Here is a 17,267-nt window from a genome sequence, read left to right as displayed (position 1 = left end):
GGTTCTCCTTGGGGTTGAATCAGGCGGCCCGGCCGCCCATGTAGAGCTCGCGCACCTGCGGGTCGTGCAGCAGCTTGCGCGTGGTGCCGGTGAGCGCGACGGTGCCCATCGAGAGGATGTAGGCGCGGTCGGACATGCGCATGGCCTCCATGGCGTTCTGCTCCACCATGAGGATGGACACGCGCTCCTTGTCGCGCACCTCCACGATGGCGGCGAACACCTCCTGCAGCACCTTGGGCGAGAGGCCGGCCGAGGGCTCGTCCAGCAGCAGCAGGCTGGGGCTGGGCATGAGCGCGCGCGCCAACGCCAGGATCTGCCGCTCGCCGCCCGAGAGCGACGCCGCACGCGCCTCGATCTTGCGACCCAGCACGGGGTACAGATCGCACAGCTGGTCCATGCGCCGCTGGCACGCATCGGGTGGCAGGTAGTGCCCGCCCACCTGCATGTTCTCGCGCACGGTGAGGTTGGCGAACACGTTTTCGGTCTGCGGCACGAAGCCCAGGCTGCAGTGGCGGATCTTGCGGTGCACAGGCATCTGCGAGCGGTCCTGCCCCTCCAGCGTGACGGTGCCGCTGCGCGGCAGCAGCACGCCGGCGATGGTCTTGAGCAGCGTGCTCTTGCCGCAGCCGTTGGGGCCGAGCAGGGTCACGATCTCGGCGCGGTCCACGTGCAGCGAGATGCCCTTGAGGATGTCCACCTCGGGCGTGTAGCCCGCGACGATGTTGTCGATCCTGATCATCAGAGGGTTTCCTCCACGGCTTTCGGTTCCACGCTTCCCAGGTAGGCCCGCACCACGTGCTCGTTCGATGCCAGTTCGTCGGGCCGGCAGCTGGCCACGATGCGGCCGCGGTCCAGCACGATGCAGCGCGTGCACACCTCGCGGATGAAATGCATGTCGTGCTCCACGATCACCAGCGTCATTCCTTGCGCATTGAGGCGCTGCAGCGCGGCCACGATGTCGCGGCGCAGGTTGGGGTGCACGCCGGCCGTGGGCTCGTCGAGCATCAGCAGGCGCGGGTCGCCCATCAGCGCGCAGACGATGCCCAGCAGCTTCTTCTGCCCGCCCGAGAGGGCCGCAGCGGGCAGGTCGCGCACGTGGGTGAGCAGCAGCTGCTCCAGCAGCGCCGTGGCCTTGGCGTGCGCCGCGGCCTCGGCCTGGCGGCTCGCTGCGGTGCCCAGCAGCGTGCCCCACACGCCGTGGTGCGCGGTGGAGGCGGCCATGGCCACCTCCATGACCGACATCTTGCGCGGCATGGAGGGCAGCTGGAACGTGCGCCCCACGCCGGCGGCGACGATGCGGTGCGCGGGCATTTGGTCGATGCGCCGGCCCTCGAACGCGATCTGGCCGCGGTCTATGGCCTCGAAGCCCGTGATGGTGTTGAGCAGCGTGCTCTTGCCCGAGCCGTTGGGCCCCAGCAGGCCGACGATCTCGCCGGGGGCGATGTCGAACTCCACGCCGTGGAGCACCTGGTTGCCGCCGAATGCCTTGGCGACGTCATTGACGCGAAGCAGGGGGGTCATGGGATCTTCCGCAGTTTTTCAGGAACCAGGCCCTCGCTGCGCCACAGCAGGCAGGCCAGCAGGATGGCGCCGATCAGCCCCAGGCGCAGCGCGCCGGCCACGTCGGAGTCGAAGCCGATCCAGTCCTTGGCGAAGGGCACGAGCACGTGAGCGGCCTGCACGGTGGCCACGCCCACCAGCACGCCCAGCGTGTTGCCCAGGCCGCCGATCATCACCATGGTCCACAGCAGGAAGGTCTCGGAGGCGAGCATGTACTCGGGCCCCGCGAAGCTCATGTAGTGCGCGTAGAGAAAGCCGCCCAGCGCGGTGACGGCGGCGCTGGCCATGATGGCGCGGGTCTTGAGCGTGCGCAGGTTGTAGCCCAGGCAGGTGGCCAGCTGCGGCTCCTCGCGCATCAGCCGCAGCGCGCGGCCGAAGCGGCCGTTGCCCAGGCGCGCGCACAGCCACGCGGCGGCGGCCAGCACGGCCAGCACCAGCGCCAGGAAGGCCACGGCGTTCCAGGGGCGCGGCAGGCTGTCGAACAGCGCGGGGATGGCGCTGATGCCGTTGGCCCCGCCGGTGAGCCAGCCCTCGTTGGTGGCGATGGTGCGCAGGATCTCGGCGATGGCCAGCGTGGCGATGCCCCAGTAATCGGAGGCCAGCTTGCGCCCCAGGCCCGCCATGAAGGCGCCCAGCAGCATGGCCAGGCCCACGCCCAGCGCCAGGCTGGGCAGCGGCGCCCAGCCCAGGCCGAAGCCGATGCCCGCCGCGTAGGCGCCCAGGCCCGCGAAGGCGATGTGGCCGAAGTTCAGCAGGCCCGCGTAGCCCGCCTGCAGGTTCAGGCCCAGGGCCATCAGCGCGTAGATGCCCGCGATGGTGGCGGTGGAGACGGCGAAGTCAAACACGGCGGACCTCCCGGTCGAACAGCCCGTAGGGCTTGAAGAGCAGCGCCAGCAGCAGGATCAGGAAGGAGCCGGCCGAGATGTAGCCCACGGGCATGAACGCCAGTTCGCGCCCGAGCAAGGGGCCGAAGTTGAGGTTGGTGACAGCGGTCTCGGTCAGCGCGATCAGCAGCGCGCCGAACACCGCGCCGATGGGGTTGCCCAGCCCGCCGAGGATGGCCGCCGCGAACACGGGCAGCAGCAGGTCGTTGCCCAGATTGATGTGCGCGCCGGTGGACAGGGCCAGCATGCTGCCCCCCAGCCCGGCGATGGCGCCGCTGGCGAAGCTCACGAAGTAGGTGATGCGCTCGGCATTGAGCCCCGACGCGTTGGCGAGCATGGGGTTGCTCGACAGTGCGCGCATCGAGCGCCCCAGCCGCGTGCGGAACAGCACCAGCATGAAGAGCACGAGCAGCACGATGGTGGTGCCCATCAGGTAGAGCTGCGTCCAGGCGATGCGGGCGCCGCCGATCACCAGCGGCTCCACGCGCGGCAGGTTGAACATGCGCGGGAACGACCCGGCCAGCCCCTGCATGATGGCGATGACCAGCATGGCCACGGCCAGCGAGCCGATCATGGCGATGGCCGGCCCGCCGCGCAGCAGCCGCTGGAACACGAGCACCTGCAGCCCCAGCGTGAGCAGTCCGGCCGCCACGCTGCCGGCCAGCAGCGCGACGACCAGCGGAAAGCCGCCGGACTGCAGGGCGTAGGTCACGTAGGCGCCGAACATGGCGTACTGCATGTGCGCCACGTTGGGGAACTTCACCAGTCCGTAGAGCATGCTCAGGCCCAGCGCGATGAGCGCCAGGTCGGAGGCACGCAGGACCGTGTCGACGACGAATTGAAACATCTCGGGATCTCGGAAAAAAGCACAGGCCCTGCGGCCTGCGCGACAGGGACGGGCGTCAGCGCGGTACGAGCTGGCCGCCTTCGAACTTGTGCTTGTCGTAGGGCGGATCGATGCGCTGGCGGTCCTGGTCGAAGCGGATCGTGCCCGTCGCGCCGATGTAGCCCGCGCCGCTGCCCAGTTCCTTGAGCGCGGCCTGGATGGCGGCGGGCGTGGTGGCCTTGGCCTTCTCGATGGCCGCGGCGGAGATGAGCACGCCGTCGTAGCCGTAGCCGGTGTAGGAGGTCTTGAAGCCTTCCTTGTACTTGGCCTTGAACGCATCGGCATAGGCTTTGCCCGCCGCGCCCTGCACGGAGCCCAGTTCCATGCCGAGCTGGCCGTTGGCGATGGCGGGCGGCGTGTCCGACAGGCTCATGGTCATCAGGATGGCGTACCACGGCACCTTGCGCAGGCCCAGTTCTTCGGCCTCGCGGTTGATCACCGCGGACTCCTGCCCGTAGGCGGTGTAGACGTAGGCGTCGGGATTGCTGCGCGCCATCTGCTGCAGCTCGCGGCGGTAGGTGGACTGGCCCGCGGTGTAGAGCACCTCGGTCACCACCTTGCCGCCGAGCTTCTCGAATTCGGCCTTGTACCCTTCGAACACGCCCTGGCCGTAGGCGTTGTTGGGCGCGATCATGGCCACGCGGCGAAAACCCAGCGCGTAGGTGTCGGCGGCGGCGAACTTGTTGCTGAAGTTCTCCAGGCCCACCAGGCTGAACGAGGTGGCGCCCAATTGGCGGATCTTGGTGCTGCTGCTGTTGATGTTCAGGTGCGTCACGCCTTCCTTGACCAGGTATTGCGCCATGGGCAGCGTGATGCCGGAAGAATATTCGCCCATCACCACGGGCACCTTGTCCACGGTGGCCAGCTTGCGCGCGGCGTTGAGCGCCGTGGTGGGGTTGCCGCCCGAGTCCTCGACGATGACGTTGATTTTCTTGCCCAGCACGCCGCCCTTGGCGTTGACGTGCTCCACGCCCAGCATGATCCCGCGGCGCACGTCTTCGCCTACGGTGGCGTTGGCTCCGGTGAGCGACAGCACGGCGCCGATGTTGATGCTGTCCTGGGCCCAGGCGGCGGTGGCGCCGCCCAGGGCGAGCAGAGACGCGGCAGCCACATTGCGCAAGCGGCGGCCCGAGGGAAAGTTGGAACGCATGGTGGTATCTCCTGTAGTGGTTGTGGTGAGGGAACGGAAACAGGGGCGTATGCGGCAGGCTTCAGATCTCGAACAGGCGGCCGAATTGCGGTAGCGCGTCGTGCACGCCCGCCAGGCGCAGCGCGTGCCAGGCCATGGCGGAATTGCTGGCGATGACGGGCTTGCCCAGCTCCTGCTCCACGCCGCGGATCAGCGTGGCCATGCGCAGGCTGGTGCACGAGACGAAGACGGCATCCACGTCGCCATGGCCGCCCGTGGCCAGGATGGCGGCGCGCAGCGAGGCGGCGTCGATGCGCGCCACCTCGTTGTCGTTGGCATGGTTGAAAGTGCCTACGCGGCTGACCTGCAGGCCGCAGGCCTGCAGGTGCGTCTGGAAGAGCTGGTTCACGCTCTGCACGTAGGGGGTGATCAGGGCCACGCGCTGCGCGCCCAGCGCCTTGAGGCCCGCCACGGCGCCCGTGATGGGCGTGGTGACGGCTGCGCCGGGGCGTGCCTCGCGGATGCGCCGGGCCACCTGCTCCTCACCGATCACGATGGAGCCCGAGGTGCAGCCGAAGGCCACGACCTGCAGCGGCACGTCGGGCACGATCAGCTCCACTGCGGCCGTGATGTCCTTCTCCATCTCCGCCAGGTTGGCGGGCGTGATGTCGGGTGAGTTGTACAGGCGCGCCTCGAAGAAGGCCACGCCGGGCAGGTCGATGATCTGGCGCCACTCGTGCTCCAGCGTCTGGTCGGTGGCCAGCACCACCAAGCCTATGGCGGCGCGGGCCATCACGCCCTCGTCCATGGTGAAGGTCAGCACCGTGTAGGCGCCCTCGGGGGTTGCGGTGTCGTTCATGCGAGGGTCATTCCGGTGATGTCGATGGCCGGCTTGCGGCCGTTCATGAGGTCGGCCAGGATCTGCGCCGTGCCGCAGGCCATGGTCCAGCCCATGTGGCCGTGGCCCGTGTTCAGGAACAGGTTGCCGTGCCGGCTCGCGCCCAGGATGGGCGTGTTCTCGGGCGTCATCGGCCGCAGCCCGGCCCAGTGGTCCGGCTGGCTCCAGTCCGCGCCGTTCGGGAACAGCTGGCGTGCCGCGCGCAGCATGGGCTCGAAGTCGCGCGGGCTGTGGCGCGTGTCGTAGCCGCTGAACTCGGCCGTGGCCGTGAAGCGCAGCCGGTCGCCGAAGCGCGCCCAGGCGACGAGGTTGTTCTCGTCCACGCCCGCGAGCGTGGGCGGCTGGTGCCCATCGCCGATGGGGAAGGTGACCGAGTAGCCCTTGACCGGGTAGATGGGCAGGCTGTAGCCCAGCGGCCGCGCCAGGATGGGCGAGTAGCTGCCCAGCGACAGCACATATTCGTCTGCCGTGACGGGGCCCGCGCTGGTGTGCACCGCGGCGATGCGGTCGCCCCGGGCCTCGATGCGGTCGATGGACGTGTCCATCAGGAAGCGCACGCCCGCCGCACGGCAGCGCTCGGCCAGCGCGCGGGTGAACATGCGCGCGTCGCCGCTCTCGTCGCTGGGGCAGTAGATCGCGCCGGCGATGTGCTCGCGGGCCGAGGCCAGCGCGGGTTCGCGGGTGATCACGCCGTCGGCGTCCAGCACGTCGAGCCGCATGCCGCCGTCCGAGAGGATACGCATGTTTGCCTGGCCGCGCTGGAACGATGCGGCGTCGCGGTACATGTACAGCGCACCCTGGCTGATGCGCTCGTATTCCAGGCCCAGGGTCGCCGTCAGCTCCTGCAGCCGCTCCTGCGAATAGCGGCACAGCACCAGCTTGCGGCTGGTGTTGATGCGCGAGCGCTCGGCCGTGCAGTTCTGCAGGAACTTCCACAGCCAGACCCACATGTACGGGTCGGCGTTGAGCTTCAGGCGCAGCGCCTGGGTGCTGTCGCGCAGCGAGCGCCACAGGATGCCGGGCGCGCGCGGCGACGCCCAGGTGTACGAATGGCCCGGCGCGACCATGCCGGCATTGGCGTAGCTGGTCTCGGAGGCGGCCAGCGGCTGCCGGTCGATCACCGTCACCTGGCGGCCTTGCGAGGCCAGATACCAGGCGGAGGTGATGCCCGCGACGCCGGCACCCAGAACGACGGTATGCATGGATGGGGCTCCCTTGCGGCCGCGTGTCAGAGGGCGGCCACCACGCCGATTTCCACCGTGTAGGGCGGGAAGGCCAGGGCCGACTCCACGCAGGCGCGCGCCGGCGCGTGGCCCGGGGGCACCCAGGCGTCCCACACCTCGTTCATCTCGGCGAAGGTCTTGTGGTCCGCGAGCCAGATGGTGGCCTGCACGATCCTGGCCTTGTCGCAGCCCGTCTCGGCCAGCAGCGTGTCGATCTTGTCCAGGATCTGGCGGGTCTGGCCGGCCACGCTGGCCGAGGTGTCGTCCGCCACCTGGCCCGCCAGGAAAACGAAGCCGTTGGCCACCACGGCCTGGCTCATGCGGTTGTTGGTCTTGAAGCGCTGGATCGTCATGCGAATCTCCGGGTCGATGAAAAAAGGCTGCTCCCCGGGTGGAGGGAAGACAGGCATGGAGTCACTGGTATCCATCCCGTGCAACTGGCTGGCGGAAAAGGGAAAATTTCCAATCCCGGGACCATAGCTGCGTACGGAAAGCTGAAATACTGGCGATGAACATCAGTGTCTAATCAAGTGTAGACACTTGTGACTTTTGCAGTCAATGAAGTGGACTAGTGGTTTTCACCGACACGGTGCGGACGCGGTGCGCGCAGGGGCAGGCCTGCCCTGCGATGGGGGGCATGCATGGGGGAGAGTCCGTCGCGCCGCCATGCTTCGTGGCCAGGACGGGCGAGGAACCGAAGGCAGTTCAACGAATCAGGGTGGTCCCGAGGCGCGCCTGGACCGCATCGGGCCCGCGCTCCACGGCGTGCCGCCCGGCACGGCACTGCCACGCCGCAGCAGGCCCTCGTGCCGGGCGAGGGGGCGCGCGGCCTAGAGCTTCTTGACCAGCACCTGGCTCTTGCGGTCCCAGTTGTACTTGCGCTTGCGCGCCTCGGGCAGCCAGTCGGGGTCCACGGGCGAAAAGCCCCGCTTGATGAACCAGTGCATGGTGCGCGTGGTCAGCACGAAGATGCTCGTGAGGCCCAGCATGCGCGCGCGCTGCTCTATGCGCTTGAGCAGCTTCTCGCCGTCGCCCGTGCCCTGGCTGTTGGGCGAGACGGTCACCGCGGCCATCTCGGCCGTGCCGGCCTCGGGGTAGGGGTAGAGCGCGGCGCAGCCGAAGATCACGCCGTCGTGCTCGATCACGGTGTAGGCGGCGATGTCGCGCTCGATCTCGGTGCGGTCGCGCTTGACCAGGGTGCCGTCCTTCTCGAAGGGCTCGATGAGCTGCAGGATGCCGCCCACGTCGTCGGCCGTGGCCTCGCGCAGCTCTTCGAGCTTCTCGTCGACCACCATGGTGCCGATGCCGTCGTGCACGTAGATCTCCAGCAGCAGCGCGCCGTCCACGGCGAAGGGGATGATGTGGCTGCGCTCCACGCCATGTTCGCAGGCGCGCACGCAGTGCTGCAGGTAGAAGGCCGCGTCCGTGGGGCGCTGGGCCGCGGGCAGCCTGGACAGCAGCTGGCGCGCCTGGGCCAGCGGCAGCTCGGTGTCGATGGGGTTGTCCTCGCCCGCGGGGTCGTCGGGGCGCGTGCGTATGCCGGGCACTTCCGACAGGAACAGCAGCTTGTCGGCCTTGAGCTCGCTGGCCACGCGCGTGGCCACTTCCTCCATGGCCAGGTTGAAGGCCTCGCCCGTGGGCGAGAAGCCGAAGGGCGAGATGAGCACCATCGCTTCCGATTCGAGCGAGCGGCGTATGCCCGCCACGTCCACCTTGCGCACCAGGCCCGTGTGCTGGAAATCCACGCCGTCGACGATGCCCACGGGCCGCGCCGTGAGGAAGTTGCCCGAGATCACGCGCACGCGCGCGCCGGCCATGGGCGTGTTGGGCAGGCCCTGGCTGAAGGCGGCCTCGATCTCGTAGCGCAGCTGGCCGGCGGCCTCCTGCGCGCAGTCCAGCGCCACCGGGTCGGTGATGCGCATGCCGTGCGAGTACCTGGCGGCATGCCCCTTGGCCGCGAGCTGCTCGTTCACCTGCGGGCGAAAGCCGTGCACCAGCACGATCTTCACGCCCATGGCCTGGATCATGGCCAGGTCCTGCACGATGCTCTGCAGCTTGCCCGCGGCGATGGCCTCGCCCGTCAGCCCCACCACGAAGGTCTGGTGCCGGAACTTGTGGATGTACGGCGCCACGGAGCGGAACCAGGGGACGAAGGTGAAGTTGAAGACCGTGGACATGGGCGGTTATGGACGGAGGGCGGGCGAAGAAAAAACGCCTGCGGCCCCATGCCACCGGCGGCGGTGGCAGCGGCGCCTGCAAGCGCAGAGCGCAGTGTAGCGGCTGCAGGCCCGTGCGTGCTGGCGAGGGGCCTTGCTTTCAATCCGATAGCTGCCAGCGCTTGCCAGTCGCGGAGAATCAATGGATTTCCATCTGAAAGTACCTTGAGTCAAGCGCTGGCAGCTATCACTGCGATAGCGGCCGTTGCATGCCCTCGGCGCCCGCGGGGCGCGGCCTCGCTGCCCTGGGCGCGGGCCGCGCGTCGCGCCTGCGCAGCGCCCAGCGCTCGATGGTGTAGTACGACAGGGCAGCCAGCGCCGCCGAGATGGCCAGCCCCAGCAGCACCACGGCGGGCCAGGGCAGGTCGGCGCGCAGGTAGCGCACGACCGGGTAGTGCCACAGGTAGATGCCGTAGGACAGCCTGCCCGTCATGGTCAGCACCGGGGCGCTCAGCATCTCGTAGACCGCGCCGCGGCGCTGCAGTATGGCCAGCAGCACGACCACGGCCGCGCATTCGACCACCGTCATGCCCCAGACCATGGCGTTCATGTCGTCCCAGGCCTGGGCCATGAGCAGCGGCACGGCCAGCACCACCCACATGAAGTGGGTCAGCCGCTGGCGCAGCGCCTCGAACCAGGCCGGCTGCTCCAGCACCAGCGCCGCCAGCAGGCTGCCGGCCAGCAGGCCCGTGGCGCGGGTGTCGAAGCGGAAGAAGATTTCGTAGAACTGCTGGCCCTGCGCCACCCACGCCACGCGCCAGGCCCAGGCCAGCAGCAGCAGGCCCGCTATCCGGCGCCACAGCCCGCCGCGCGGCGCGGTGCGCGCCAGCACCGCGAGCAGCGGCGGCCAGACGAGGTAGAAATGCTCCTCCACCGACAGCGACCACATGTGCAGCAGCGTGCCCGGGCTGTCGAAGAAGGCGATGCCGTAGTCCGCCAGGTACAGCAGCGACACCAGGGCGTCGGAATACACGTCCGTGAGATCGGGCCACAGCATGGGCGCGAACACGCAGTAGGCCAGCAGCAGCAACGCCAGCGCCGGCATCAGCCGCCAGAGGCGCCGGCGGTAGAAGCGCCAGTAGTCCAGGCGCCCGTTGCGCTGCAGCTCCTGCAGCAAGAGCGTGGTGATCAGGAAGCCGCTGAGCACGAAGAACAGGTCCACCCCGTAGAACGCCCCGTCGAACAGCGGCGCATGCGCGTGCGAGAGGATGACGAGGAGGATGGCCACGCCGCGCAATCCGTCCAGGGCGGGGTTGTAGGCCAGGGCGAAGGGGTGGCTGCTTTGGGTGGTGGCGCCGTTGCGCCGGGTGTCGTGGATCTTGTGGGGCAAAACGGGAGAGCGGGTGGCGCGTGCCACCGCAGAATCAGTGTCCGGTGCGGAAAATTCTAGGAAGCGGGGGTGGTGCAAGACGTAGTCAAATGTCAGCATTCATCAGGAATGATGACTTTCATGCGGCCGTTTGGTTCCAGGGGGCCACTCGGGGGCCGGCCCGGGCGGCTAGGTGTCGCACTGTTACATTTCGGGGCCGCGGCCATTGCGCGCCAAGCGCCGGCTGCTCACTTTTCTCAAGCGGCCAGGAGCTTTTGCACCAGGTCGGCCGCCGTGGACGCGCCGTACTTGCGCATCAGCCGCGCGCGGTAGATCTCCACCGTGCGGTGGCTGATGTCGAGCGCGCGGCCGATCTCCTTGGAGGTCATGCCGTCGAGCACGCGCGCCGCCACCTCGCGCTCGCGCGCCGTGAGCTCGGCCCGCACGGGCCGCTGGGCGGACAGGTCCTCGAAGCTCCAGATGCCCGAGGCGTGCGGGTCTTCGCGGTTCAGGGCGCGGCCCGACACATGGCACCAGAACGTCTCGCCGCAGGCGCGCTTCATGATGCGGTTGTCTGCGTAGTAGCCCCGGGCGTTGAGGATGGGCTCCATGCGCCTGCCCAGGCGCTCATACTCGTCGGCGCTGGGGTAGAGCACCCGGAAGGACTGGCCGATGAGCAGCTCGCGCGAGGCGCCGAACATCTCGCACACGTGGCGGTTGCAGTCCACCATGGTGCGGTTGCGCGAGATCACCAGGCCCACGGGCGCCATCTCGAATGCCAGGCGGTAGTCGGCGACGTCCATGGTGGTGCAAGTCTTTAGGGAATACTACTTAATTAGATACGTAGTATCGTAGCGCATCGACCCAGCACATCAGGAGACCAATAGTGAAAAAGCTTTACCCCTCTGCGGCCGAGGCGCTCAAGGGCGTCGTGGCGGACGGCCAGTTGCTGGCCGTCGGCGGTTTTGGCCTGTGCGGCATCCCCGAGGCGCTGATCGACGCGCTGCGCGATTCGGGCGTGAAGAACCTGACGGCGATTTCCAACAACGCGGGCGTGGACGGCTTCGGCCTGGGCAAGCTGCTGGAGACGCGCCAGATCAAGAAGATGATCAGCTCCTACGTGGGCGAGAACAAGGAGTTCGAGCGCCAGTACCTCGCGGGCGAGCTGGAGCTCGAGTTCACGCCCCAGGGCACGCTGGCCGAGAAGCTGCGCGCCGGCGGCGCAGGCATCCCCGCCTTCTTCACCAAGACCGGTGTGGGCACCATGGTGGCCGAGGGCAAGGAGCTGCGCGAGTTCGATGGCGAGACCTACGTGATGGAGCGCTCGCTGGTGCCCGACGTGTCGCTGGTCAAGGCGCACCGCGCCGACAAGAGCGGCAACCTGCAGTTCCGCCTGACGGCGCGCAACTTCAACCCGGCAGCGGCCATGGCCGGCAAGATCTGCATCGTGGAGGTGGAGGAAATCGTGGAGACGGGCGCCATGGACCCCGACCAGATTCACCTGCCGGGCATCTACGTGCACCGCATCGTGCACAACCCCCATCCCGAAAAGCGCATCGAGAAGCGCACCATCACAGAGAAAACAGGAGATTGAGCCATGCCGTGGACCCAAGACCAGATGGCCGCCCGAGCGGCGCAGGAACTCGAGGACGGCTTCTACGTGAACCTCGGCATCGGCATCCCCACGCTGGTGGCCAACTACACCGGTGACAAGGAAGTGTGGCTGCAGTCCGAGAACGGCATGCTGGGCATCGGCCCGTTCCCGACCGAGGATAAGGTCGATGCCGACCTGATCAACGCGGGCAAGCAGACGGTGACGACCATCCCCGGCTCGTCCATCTTCGGCAGCCACGAGAGCTTCGCCATGATCCGCGGCGGCAAGATCAACCTGTCCATCCTGGGGGCCATGCAGGTGTCCGAAAAGGGCGACCTGGCCAACTGGATGATCCCCGGCAAGATGGTCAAGGGCATGGGCGGCGCCATGGACCTGGTGGCTGGCGTCAAGCGCGTGATCGTGCTCATGGAGCACGTGGCCAGGAAGAAGGACGGTACGACCGACCTGAAGATTCTGCCCCAGTGCACGCTGCCGCTGACCGGCGTGGGCGTGGTCAACCGCATCATCACCGACCTGGGCGTGATGGACGTCACGCCCGAGGGGCTGAAGCTGGTGGAACTGGCCCCGGGCGTGAGCTTCGAGGACATCCAGTCCAAGACGGGCGTGACGCTGTTGCGCTGATCCGCCGAAGGCCGGCTCCGCCATGCGCAGCGGAGCCCGCCCATACGCCAGGCCGGGATGCATTCCCGGCTTTTCTTTTGTTCATGTGCACGGGAGCAAAGCGCCGTATAGTCGCCGTTGACATTTTGTGAACATTTCCAGCTCCACCGCATGAATGCACCCGACACAAGCCCGGTAGCGGCTGCCGATGCAGCGGGCGACAACCGCCACTACCTGCGCGCCCTCACCGACATGGCCGACCGCCGCAACGTGGTCACGCAGGAGGCCCTCTACACCGAGCGGGGCATGAAGCTGCTGGACAAGGGCGTGCGCGTGGACAGCCGGCTCTACGACCGGCTCGTCATGCACAAGCTGCGCGGCAAGATCGAGGAGCACCTGGCCATGGAGGACATGGTCAGCGTGCATTCCCTGGTGCAGGTGGCCAGCGCGCAATGCGAAAGCGACACCCTGGCCTACCTGCTGGTCCATACGCTGGAGGGCATGACCGCCGACAGGCTGCTCGCGCCCCTGCGCTCCGTGCTGCTGCCGTCCGCGGTCGCCTTCAAGCTCACGGTGATGCGCGAGCAGCATCCGGCACTGTTCGCGCACAGCGTGCGCATGATGCTGGTGGCCGTGTACCTGGCCACCAAGAGCGGGTGGACCGAGCGCGAATGCGTGCCCCTGGCCACGGCGGCACTGCTGCACGACGTGGGCGTCATGCATATGGACCCCGTCTGGCACGATCCGGCCAACAGGGTGACCGGGGCGGGGCGCAAGCAGCTCCTGGTGCACCCGGTCATGGCCATGCTGATCACTCGGGAGCAGAGCATCTACCCCCGCTCGGTGGAGCAGGCGGTGCTTGAACACCATGAATGCATGGACGGCAGCGGCTACCCGCGGGGCCTGCGGGGCGAGGAGATTTCGCCCATGGGCCAGGTGCTGCTGCTCTCCGAGGTGGTGGCCGCGTTCTTCGAGAAATACGCCAAGGAAGCGGCCGCCCAGCGCCTGACATTGATGCTGAAGCTGAACCACCGCAAGTTCCCCGCGGAACTGGTGGCCCACATCCTGCCGGTACTGCAGATCCGGACCTTGCAGTCCGACGTGCCGGTCACGCAGGAGGATGTGGAGCGCACCGTCGAGCTGTTGTCCAGTGCGTTCGGCGATTGGGAGAGGCATTGCGCCGACCTGCCGCCGCAGGCGCTGCAGCATCCGTCCGAGCAAGCCTCTGCCCTCGTGGCGCAGCGGCTGGCGGCATTGCAGAAAACGCTGTTCGAGGCCGGTTCGCACCCCCTGCAGCTGGCCGAGGTGCTGCAGCATCTGCAGGGCGACGAGGAAGGCATGGTGGAAGTGGCCCTGCTGGGGCGCGAGGCGCTGTGGCAGCTGCAGAGCATCGTGGACTTCATCCATGGGCGCTGGCCGCAGCTGCAGGACGGCACGGACGCCGGCGACGTCGCCGTCGCGCAGTGGCGCGATGCCTGCGCGGCGCGGCTCGAGGCCATTTCCTCGTCCTGCGGCCACATCGTCGCGGGGCCGGGCCTGGAGGACGCAGCCGTCCTGGAGTGATGCGCGGGGGCGCTCAGCCCGCGAGCGCGGACTTGACCGCCGCCGACACCTGGCCCATGTCGGCCTTGCCGGCCAGGCGGGTCTTGACCACGCCCATCACCTTGCCCATGTCGCCGGGCCCCTTGGCGCCCACCTCGGCCACGATGGCCTGCACGGCCTGGGTGATCTCGGCCTCGGACATGCGCGCGGGCAGGTAGGCCTGCAGCACCGCCATCTCGGCCTTTTCCTTGTCGGCCAGGTCCTGGCGGCCGGCGCCCTCGAACGCGGCGATGCTGTCCTTGCGCTGCTTGATGAGCTTGTCCACGATGGCGATGACGGCCGCGTCGTCCAGCGTGACGCGCTCGTCCACCTCCTTCTGCTTCATGGCGGCCTGCAGCAGGCGGATCGTGCCCAGGCGCCCGGCATCTTTGGCGCGCATGGCGTTCTTCATGTCTTCGGTGATCTGTTCCTTCAGGCTCATGGTGTGCTTCCCCGGCAAAAAACAAAAACCCGCGCTTGGCGTCCCTAGCGCGGGTTGGGCAGGCGTCAGGCTACGCTGGCCGTGCTCAGTACAGCTTCTTGGGCAGTTGCATGCTGCGCACGCGCTTGTAGTGGCGCTTGACGGCGGCGGCCTTCTTGCGCTTGCGCTCAGCGGTGGGCTTCTCGTAGAACTCGCGGGCGCGCAGGTCGGTCAGCAGGCCCAGCTTCTCGATGGTGCGCTTGAAGCGGCGCAGGGCCACGTCGAAGGGTTCGTTCTCTTTTACACGGATGGTCGTCATTAGCTAATGTGTTCCAAATGTGCCCGCAGAGGGTTTGCCAGGAAGATCGGGCCCGGCAAGCCGTGCGTGGCGGGTTCGCCCGTCTGTAACTAGTATCCGGCCGACGGGGCATTGCCAGCAAAGCCAAGTATTATAGCCATGCGGATAGCCGTGGCAAGGATCCCGGCGTTCGCGGAAGGCGCGGGGATACCCCTGGCACGAATGCAGGGACAGAGGGCGCGTTTGCTGAAAACACAAAAGATTCATACCATATGAATATTTAAACCGGTGCTTCAGCCATGTCCTCACAACCCGTCAACTTCGGCGCACCAGTGGCCAGCCAGGATGCGCCGCCCGTCCAGCAGGCGCCCGCCCTGGAGCAGGCGCTCGCGCGTCCCTACCAGCATGGCTTCGTCACCGATATCGAGTCCGACAGCCTGCCGCCGGGGCTGGACGAGGACGTCATACGCGCGATCTCGCGCAAGAAAAAAGAGCCTGAGTTCCTGCTGAACTGGCGCCTGGCGGCCTTCGAGCGCTGGCGCGCGATGGAACTGCCCGACTGGGCGCACCTGAGGATCGAGCCCATCGACTTCCAGGCCCTGTCGTACTACTCGGCGCCGAAGTCGCTGAAGAACGCGCCCAAGAGCCTGGACGAGGTCGATCCCAAGCTGCTGGAGACCTACGAAAAGCTCGGCGTGCCGCTGCACGAGCGTGCGCGCCTGGCGGGGGTGGCGGTGGACGCGGTGTTCGACTCGGTCTCGGTGGGCACGACGTTCCGCAAGCAGCTCGCCGACGTGGGCGTGATCTTCTGCTCCTTCTCGCACGCGGTGCAGAACCACCCGGAGCTGGTCGAGCGCTACCTGGGCAGCGTCGTGCCCCAGGGCGACAACTTCTACGCGGCGCTCAATTCAGCGGTGTTCTCCGACGGTTCGTTCGTCTACATCCCCAAGGGCGTCAAGTGCCCGATGGAGTTGTCGTCCTACTTCCGCATCAACGCGCAGAACACCGGCCAGTTCGAGCGCACGCTCATCATCGCCGAGGAGGGCAGCTCGGTGAGCTACCTGGAGGGCTGCACCGCGCCGCAGCGCGACGAGAACCAGCTGCACGCCGCCGTGGTCGAGCTCATCGCCCACGACGACGCCTTCATCAAGTATTCGACGGTGCAGAACTGGTACCCGGGCGACGAGAACGGCGTGGGCGGCATCTACAACTTCGTCACCAAGCGGGGCCTGGCGGCGGGCAGGCGCTCGCGCATCGCCTGGACGCAGATCGAGACCGGCTCGGCCATCACCTGGAAGTACCCGAGCGTGGTGCTGCGCGGCGAGGAATCGAACGGCGAGTTCCACTCGATCGCCGTGTCCAACCACTTCCAGCAGGCGGACACCGGCACCAAGATGATCCACCTGGGCAAGAACACCACCAGCCGCATCGTCTCCAAGGGCATCAGCGCGGGCCATGCGCAGAACAGCTACCGCGGGCTGGTGCGGGTCAATGCCGGAGCGGCAGGCGCGCGCAACCATACGCAGTGCGACTCGCTGCTCATAGGCTCCGATTGCGGCGCCCACACCTTCCCCTACGTAGACACCGCGCGCGGCGACGCCGTGGTGGAGCACGAGGCGACGACCACGCGCATCTCCGAGGAGCGGCTGTTTTACTGCCAGCAGCGCGGTATCGACCCGCAGGAGGCCACGGCCCTCATCGTCGGCGGCTTCTGCCAGGCCGTGCTGGAGGAGCTGCCCATGGAGTTCGCCCTGGAGGCCAAGGCGCTGCTGGCCGTGTCGCTCGAAGGCGCCGTAGGCTGATATTCATAGAAAACACGCTCTAACGCTTATCTGTAAAGCGCTTATAGCTATCAAAACAATAGGAACCCACATGAACCACACCCCACCCCTGCTGCAAGTGCGCGACCTGCGCGTTCAAGTTGGCGAGCGCACCGTCCTGCGCTCCGTCTCGCTGGACGTGCCCGCCGGCCACCTCGTGGTGCTGATGGGCGCCAACGGCAGCGGCAAGAGCACGCTGGGCATGGCGCTGGCCGGGCATCCCAGCTATGCCGTGCAGGGTGGGCAGGCGCTGCTGGACGGGCAGGACCTGCTGCAGATGCCCGCGCACGAGCGCGCCCGCGCAGGGCTCTTCGTCTCCTTCCAGTCGCCGCCCGACGTACCGGGGGTGAAGAACAATCTCTTCATCCGCACGGCCCTGAACGCCATGCACGAGGCGCGCGGCCAGGAGCCGCTGGATGCGTTCGACTTTCTCGCGAGCGCCAAGAAGGCCGCCAAGGAGCTGGGCCTGCCCGAGGCCATGCTGGGCCGCCCGGTGAACGAGGGCTTTTCCGGCGGCGAGCGCAAGCGCAATGAGCTTTTGCAGCTGTCGCTGCTCAGGCCGCGCCTGGCGCTGCTCGACGAGATCGACTCCGGCATGGACGTGGACGGCGTGCGCGCCGTCGTGGCCCTGGTGCAGAAGCTGCGGCGAGAGGGCACGGCCTTCATCGTCGTATCGCACTACCTGCAAATGATCGAGCAGCTCGAACCCGACGCCGTGCTGCGCCTGGACCAGGGCTGCATCGCCGAGACGGGCGACCTGGAGCTGGCGCGCGGCATCGCCCGCACCGGATTCGCGCGCACTCGTGCCCAAGCGGTGGAGGCCTGAG

General features: G+C 67.8%; 18 protein-coding genes. 5 read left to right on the top strand and 13 right to left on the bottom strand.

Annotated features, from left to right (window positions below; genetic code table 11):
• Positions 1 to 19 precede the first annotated feature (19 nt).
• The 11 genes from ALIDE2_RS13045 to ALIDE2_RS12995 form a co-directional block, all read right to left on the bottom strand.
• The gene (locus ALIDE2_RS13045) at positions 20 to 739 is read right to left on the bottom strand and encodes an ABC transporter ATP-binding protein (RefSeq protein ID WP_013519265.1); all 720 of its coding nucleotides are present in this window, start codon (positions 737 to 739) and stop codon (positions 20 to 22) included.
• Positions 739 to 1,521 carry an ABC transporter ATP-binding protein gene (locus ALIDE2_RS13040; RefSeq protein WP_013519264.1) on the bottom strand — a complete coding sequence of 261 codons (783 nt, stop codon included), beginning with the start codon at positions 1,519 to 1,521 and terminating at the stop codon, positions 739 to 741. Before ALIDE2_RS13040 ends, ALIDE2_RS13045 begins: the two co-directional genes overlap by 1 nt.
• A complete protein-coding gene (locus tag ALIDE2_RS13035; RefSeq protein ID WP_013519263.1) occupies positions 1,518 to 2,405 on the bottom strand; it encodes a branched-chain amino acid ABC transporter permease in 888 nt (295 codons plus the stop codon). The genes ALIDE2_RS13040 and ALIDE2_RS13035 overlap by 4 nt, the downstream gene beginning before the upstream one ends.
• Positions 2,398 to 3,291 (bottom strand): branched-chain amino acid ABC transporter permease, encoded by an 894-nt coding sequence (locus tag ALIDE2_RS13030; RefSeq protein ID WP_013722247.1) that lies wholly within the window; start codon positions 3,289 to 3,291, stop codon positions 2,398 to 2,400. The genes ALIDE2_RS13035 and ALIDE2_RS13030 overlap by 8 nt, the downstream gene beginning before the upstream one ends.
• 55 nt (positions 3,292 to 3,346) lie before the next feature.
• Positions 3,347 to 4,480: an ABC transporter substrate-binding protein gene (locus ALIDE2_RS13025; RefSeq protein WP_013519261.1), complete on the bottom strand. Its 1,134-nt coding sequence runs from the start codon at positions 4,478 to 4,480 to the stop codon at positions 3,347 to 3,349.
• A gap of 61 nt (positions 4,481 to 4,541) precedes the next feature.
• A complete protein-coding gene (locus ALIDE2_RS13020; protein WP_013722246.1) occupies positions 4,542 to 5,318 on the bottom strand; it encodes a maleate cis-trans isomerase family protein in 777 nt (258 codons plus the stop codon).
• On the bottom strand, positions 5,315 to 6,559 hold the full coding sequence (locus ALIDE2_RS13015; RefSeq protein WP_013519259.1) for a D-amino acid dehydrogenase: 1,245 nt from the start codon (positions 6,557 to 6,559) through the stop codon (positions 5,315 to 5,317). The genes ALIDE2_RS13020 and ALIDE2_RS13015 overlap by 4 nt, the downstream gene beginning before the upstream one ends.
• Before the next feature lie 26 nt (positions 6,560 to 6,585).
• Positions 6,586 to 6,933: a RidA family protein gene (locus ALIDE2_RS13010; protein ID WP_013519258.1), complete on the bottom strand. Its 348-nt coding sequence runs from the start codon at positions 6,931 to 6,933 to the stop codon at positions 6,586 to 6,588.
• Between the two features lie 477 nt (positions 6,934 to 7,410).
• On the bottom strand, positions 7,411 to 8,757 hold the full coding sequence (gene argA, locus ALIDE2_RS13005; protein WP_013519257.1) for an amino-acid N-acetyltransferase: 1,347 nt from the start codon (positions 8,755 to 8,757) through the stop codon (positions 7,411 to 7,413).
• A 226-nt stretch (positions 8,758 to 8,983) separates the two neighbouring features.
• Positions 8,984 to 10,225 carry an acyltransferase family protein gene (locus ALIDE2_RS13000; RefSeq protein WP_013519256.1) on the bottom strand — a complete coding sequence of 414 codons (1,242 nt, stop codon included), beginning with the start codon at positions 10,223 to 10,225 and terminating at the stop codon, positions 8,984 to 8,986.
• A gap of 137 nt (positions 10,226 to 10,362) precedes the next feature.
• Entirely contained in the window at positions 10,363 to 10,908 is a 546-nt protein-coding gene (locus ALIDE2_RS12995) for a PAS and helix-turn-helix domain-containing protein (protein WP_013519255.1), read from the bottom strand.
• 83 nt (positions 10,909 to 10,991) lie between these two features.
• Between ALIDE2_RS12995 and ALIDE2_RS12990 the strand changes: the two genes are divergently transcribed.
• The 3 genes from ALIDE2_RS12990 to ALIDE2_RS12980 all read left to right on the top strand — a co-directional run bounded on the left by ALIDE2_RS12990 (position 10,992) and on the right by ALIDE2_RS12980 (position 13,883).
• Positions 10,992 to 11,699, top strand: a complete 708-nt coding sequence (locus ALIDE2_RS12990; protein ID WP_013519254.1) for a CoA transferase subunit A — start codon at positions 10,992 to 10,994, stop codon at positions 11,697 to 11,699.
• Positions 11,700 to 11,702: 3 nt separating this feature from the next.
• On the top strand, positions 11,703 to 12,341 hold the full coding sequence (locus tag ALIDE2_RS12985) for a CoA transferase subunit B (protein ID WP_013519253.1): 639 nt from the start codon (positions 11,703 to 11,705) through the stop codon (positions 12,339 to 12,341).
• Between the two features lie 150 nt (positions 12,342 to 12,491).
• Positions 12,492 to 13,883 (top strand): HD-GYP domain-containing protein, encoded by a 1,392-nt coding sequence (locus tag ALIDE2_RS12980; protein WP_013519252.1) that lies wholly within the window; start codon positions 12,492 to 12,494, stop codon positions 13,881 to 13,883.
• 13 nt (positions 13,884 to 13,896) lie between these two features.
• Here ALIDE2_RS12980 and ALIDE2_RS12975 read toward each other — a convergent pair whose 3' ends face one another.
• Both ALIDE2_RS12975 and rpsU read right to left on the bottom strand, forming a co-directional pair.
• Positions 13,897 to 14,343, bottom strand: a complete 447-nt coding sequence (locus tag ALIDE2_RS12975) for a GatB/YqeY domain-containing protein (protein ID WP_013519251.1) — start codon at positions 14,341 to 14,343, stop codon at positions 13,897 to 13,899.
• An 85-nt stretch (positions 14,344 to 14,428) separates the two neighbouring features.
• Complete coding sequence (gene rpsU / locus ALIDE2_RS12970; RefSeq protein WP_007833691.1) at positions 14,429 to 14,641, bottom strand: 30S ribosomal protein S21; 213 nt, start codon at positions 14,639 to 14,641, stop codon at positions 14,429 to 14,431.
• A gap of 278 nt (positions 14,642 to 14,919) precedes the next feature.
• Between rpsU and sufB the strand changes: the two genes are divergently transcribed.
• Entirely contained in the window at positions 14,920 to 16,422 is a 1,503-nt protein-coding gene (gene sufB / locus ALIDE2_RS12965; protein ID WP_013519250.1) for a Fe-S cluster assembly protein SufB, read from the top strand.
• Positions 16,423 to 16,492: 70 nt separating this feature from the next.
• Complete coding sequence (gene sufC / locus ALIDE2_RS12960; protein WP_013722245.1) at positions 16,493 to 17,266, top strand: Fe-S cluster assembly ATPase SufC; 774 nt, start codon at positions 16,493 to 16,495, stop codon at positions 17,264 to 17,266.
• Position 17,267: the final 1 nt, after the last annotated feature.

This window comes from Alicycliphilus denitrificans K601 (genome assembly GCF_000204645.1).
GTDB classification, from domain to species: domain Bacteria; phylum Pseudomonadota; class Gammaproteobacteria; order Burkholderiales; family Burkholderiaceae_C; genus Alicycliphilus; species Alicycliphilus denitrificans.
This window is presented reverse-complemented; position numbering and strand designations above follow the sequence as displayed.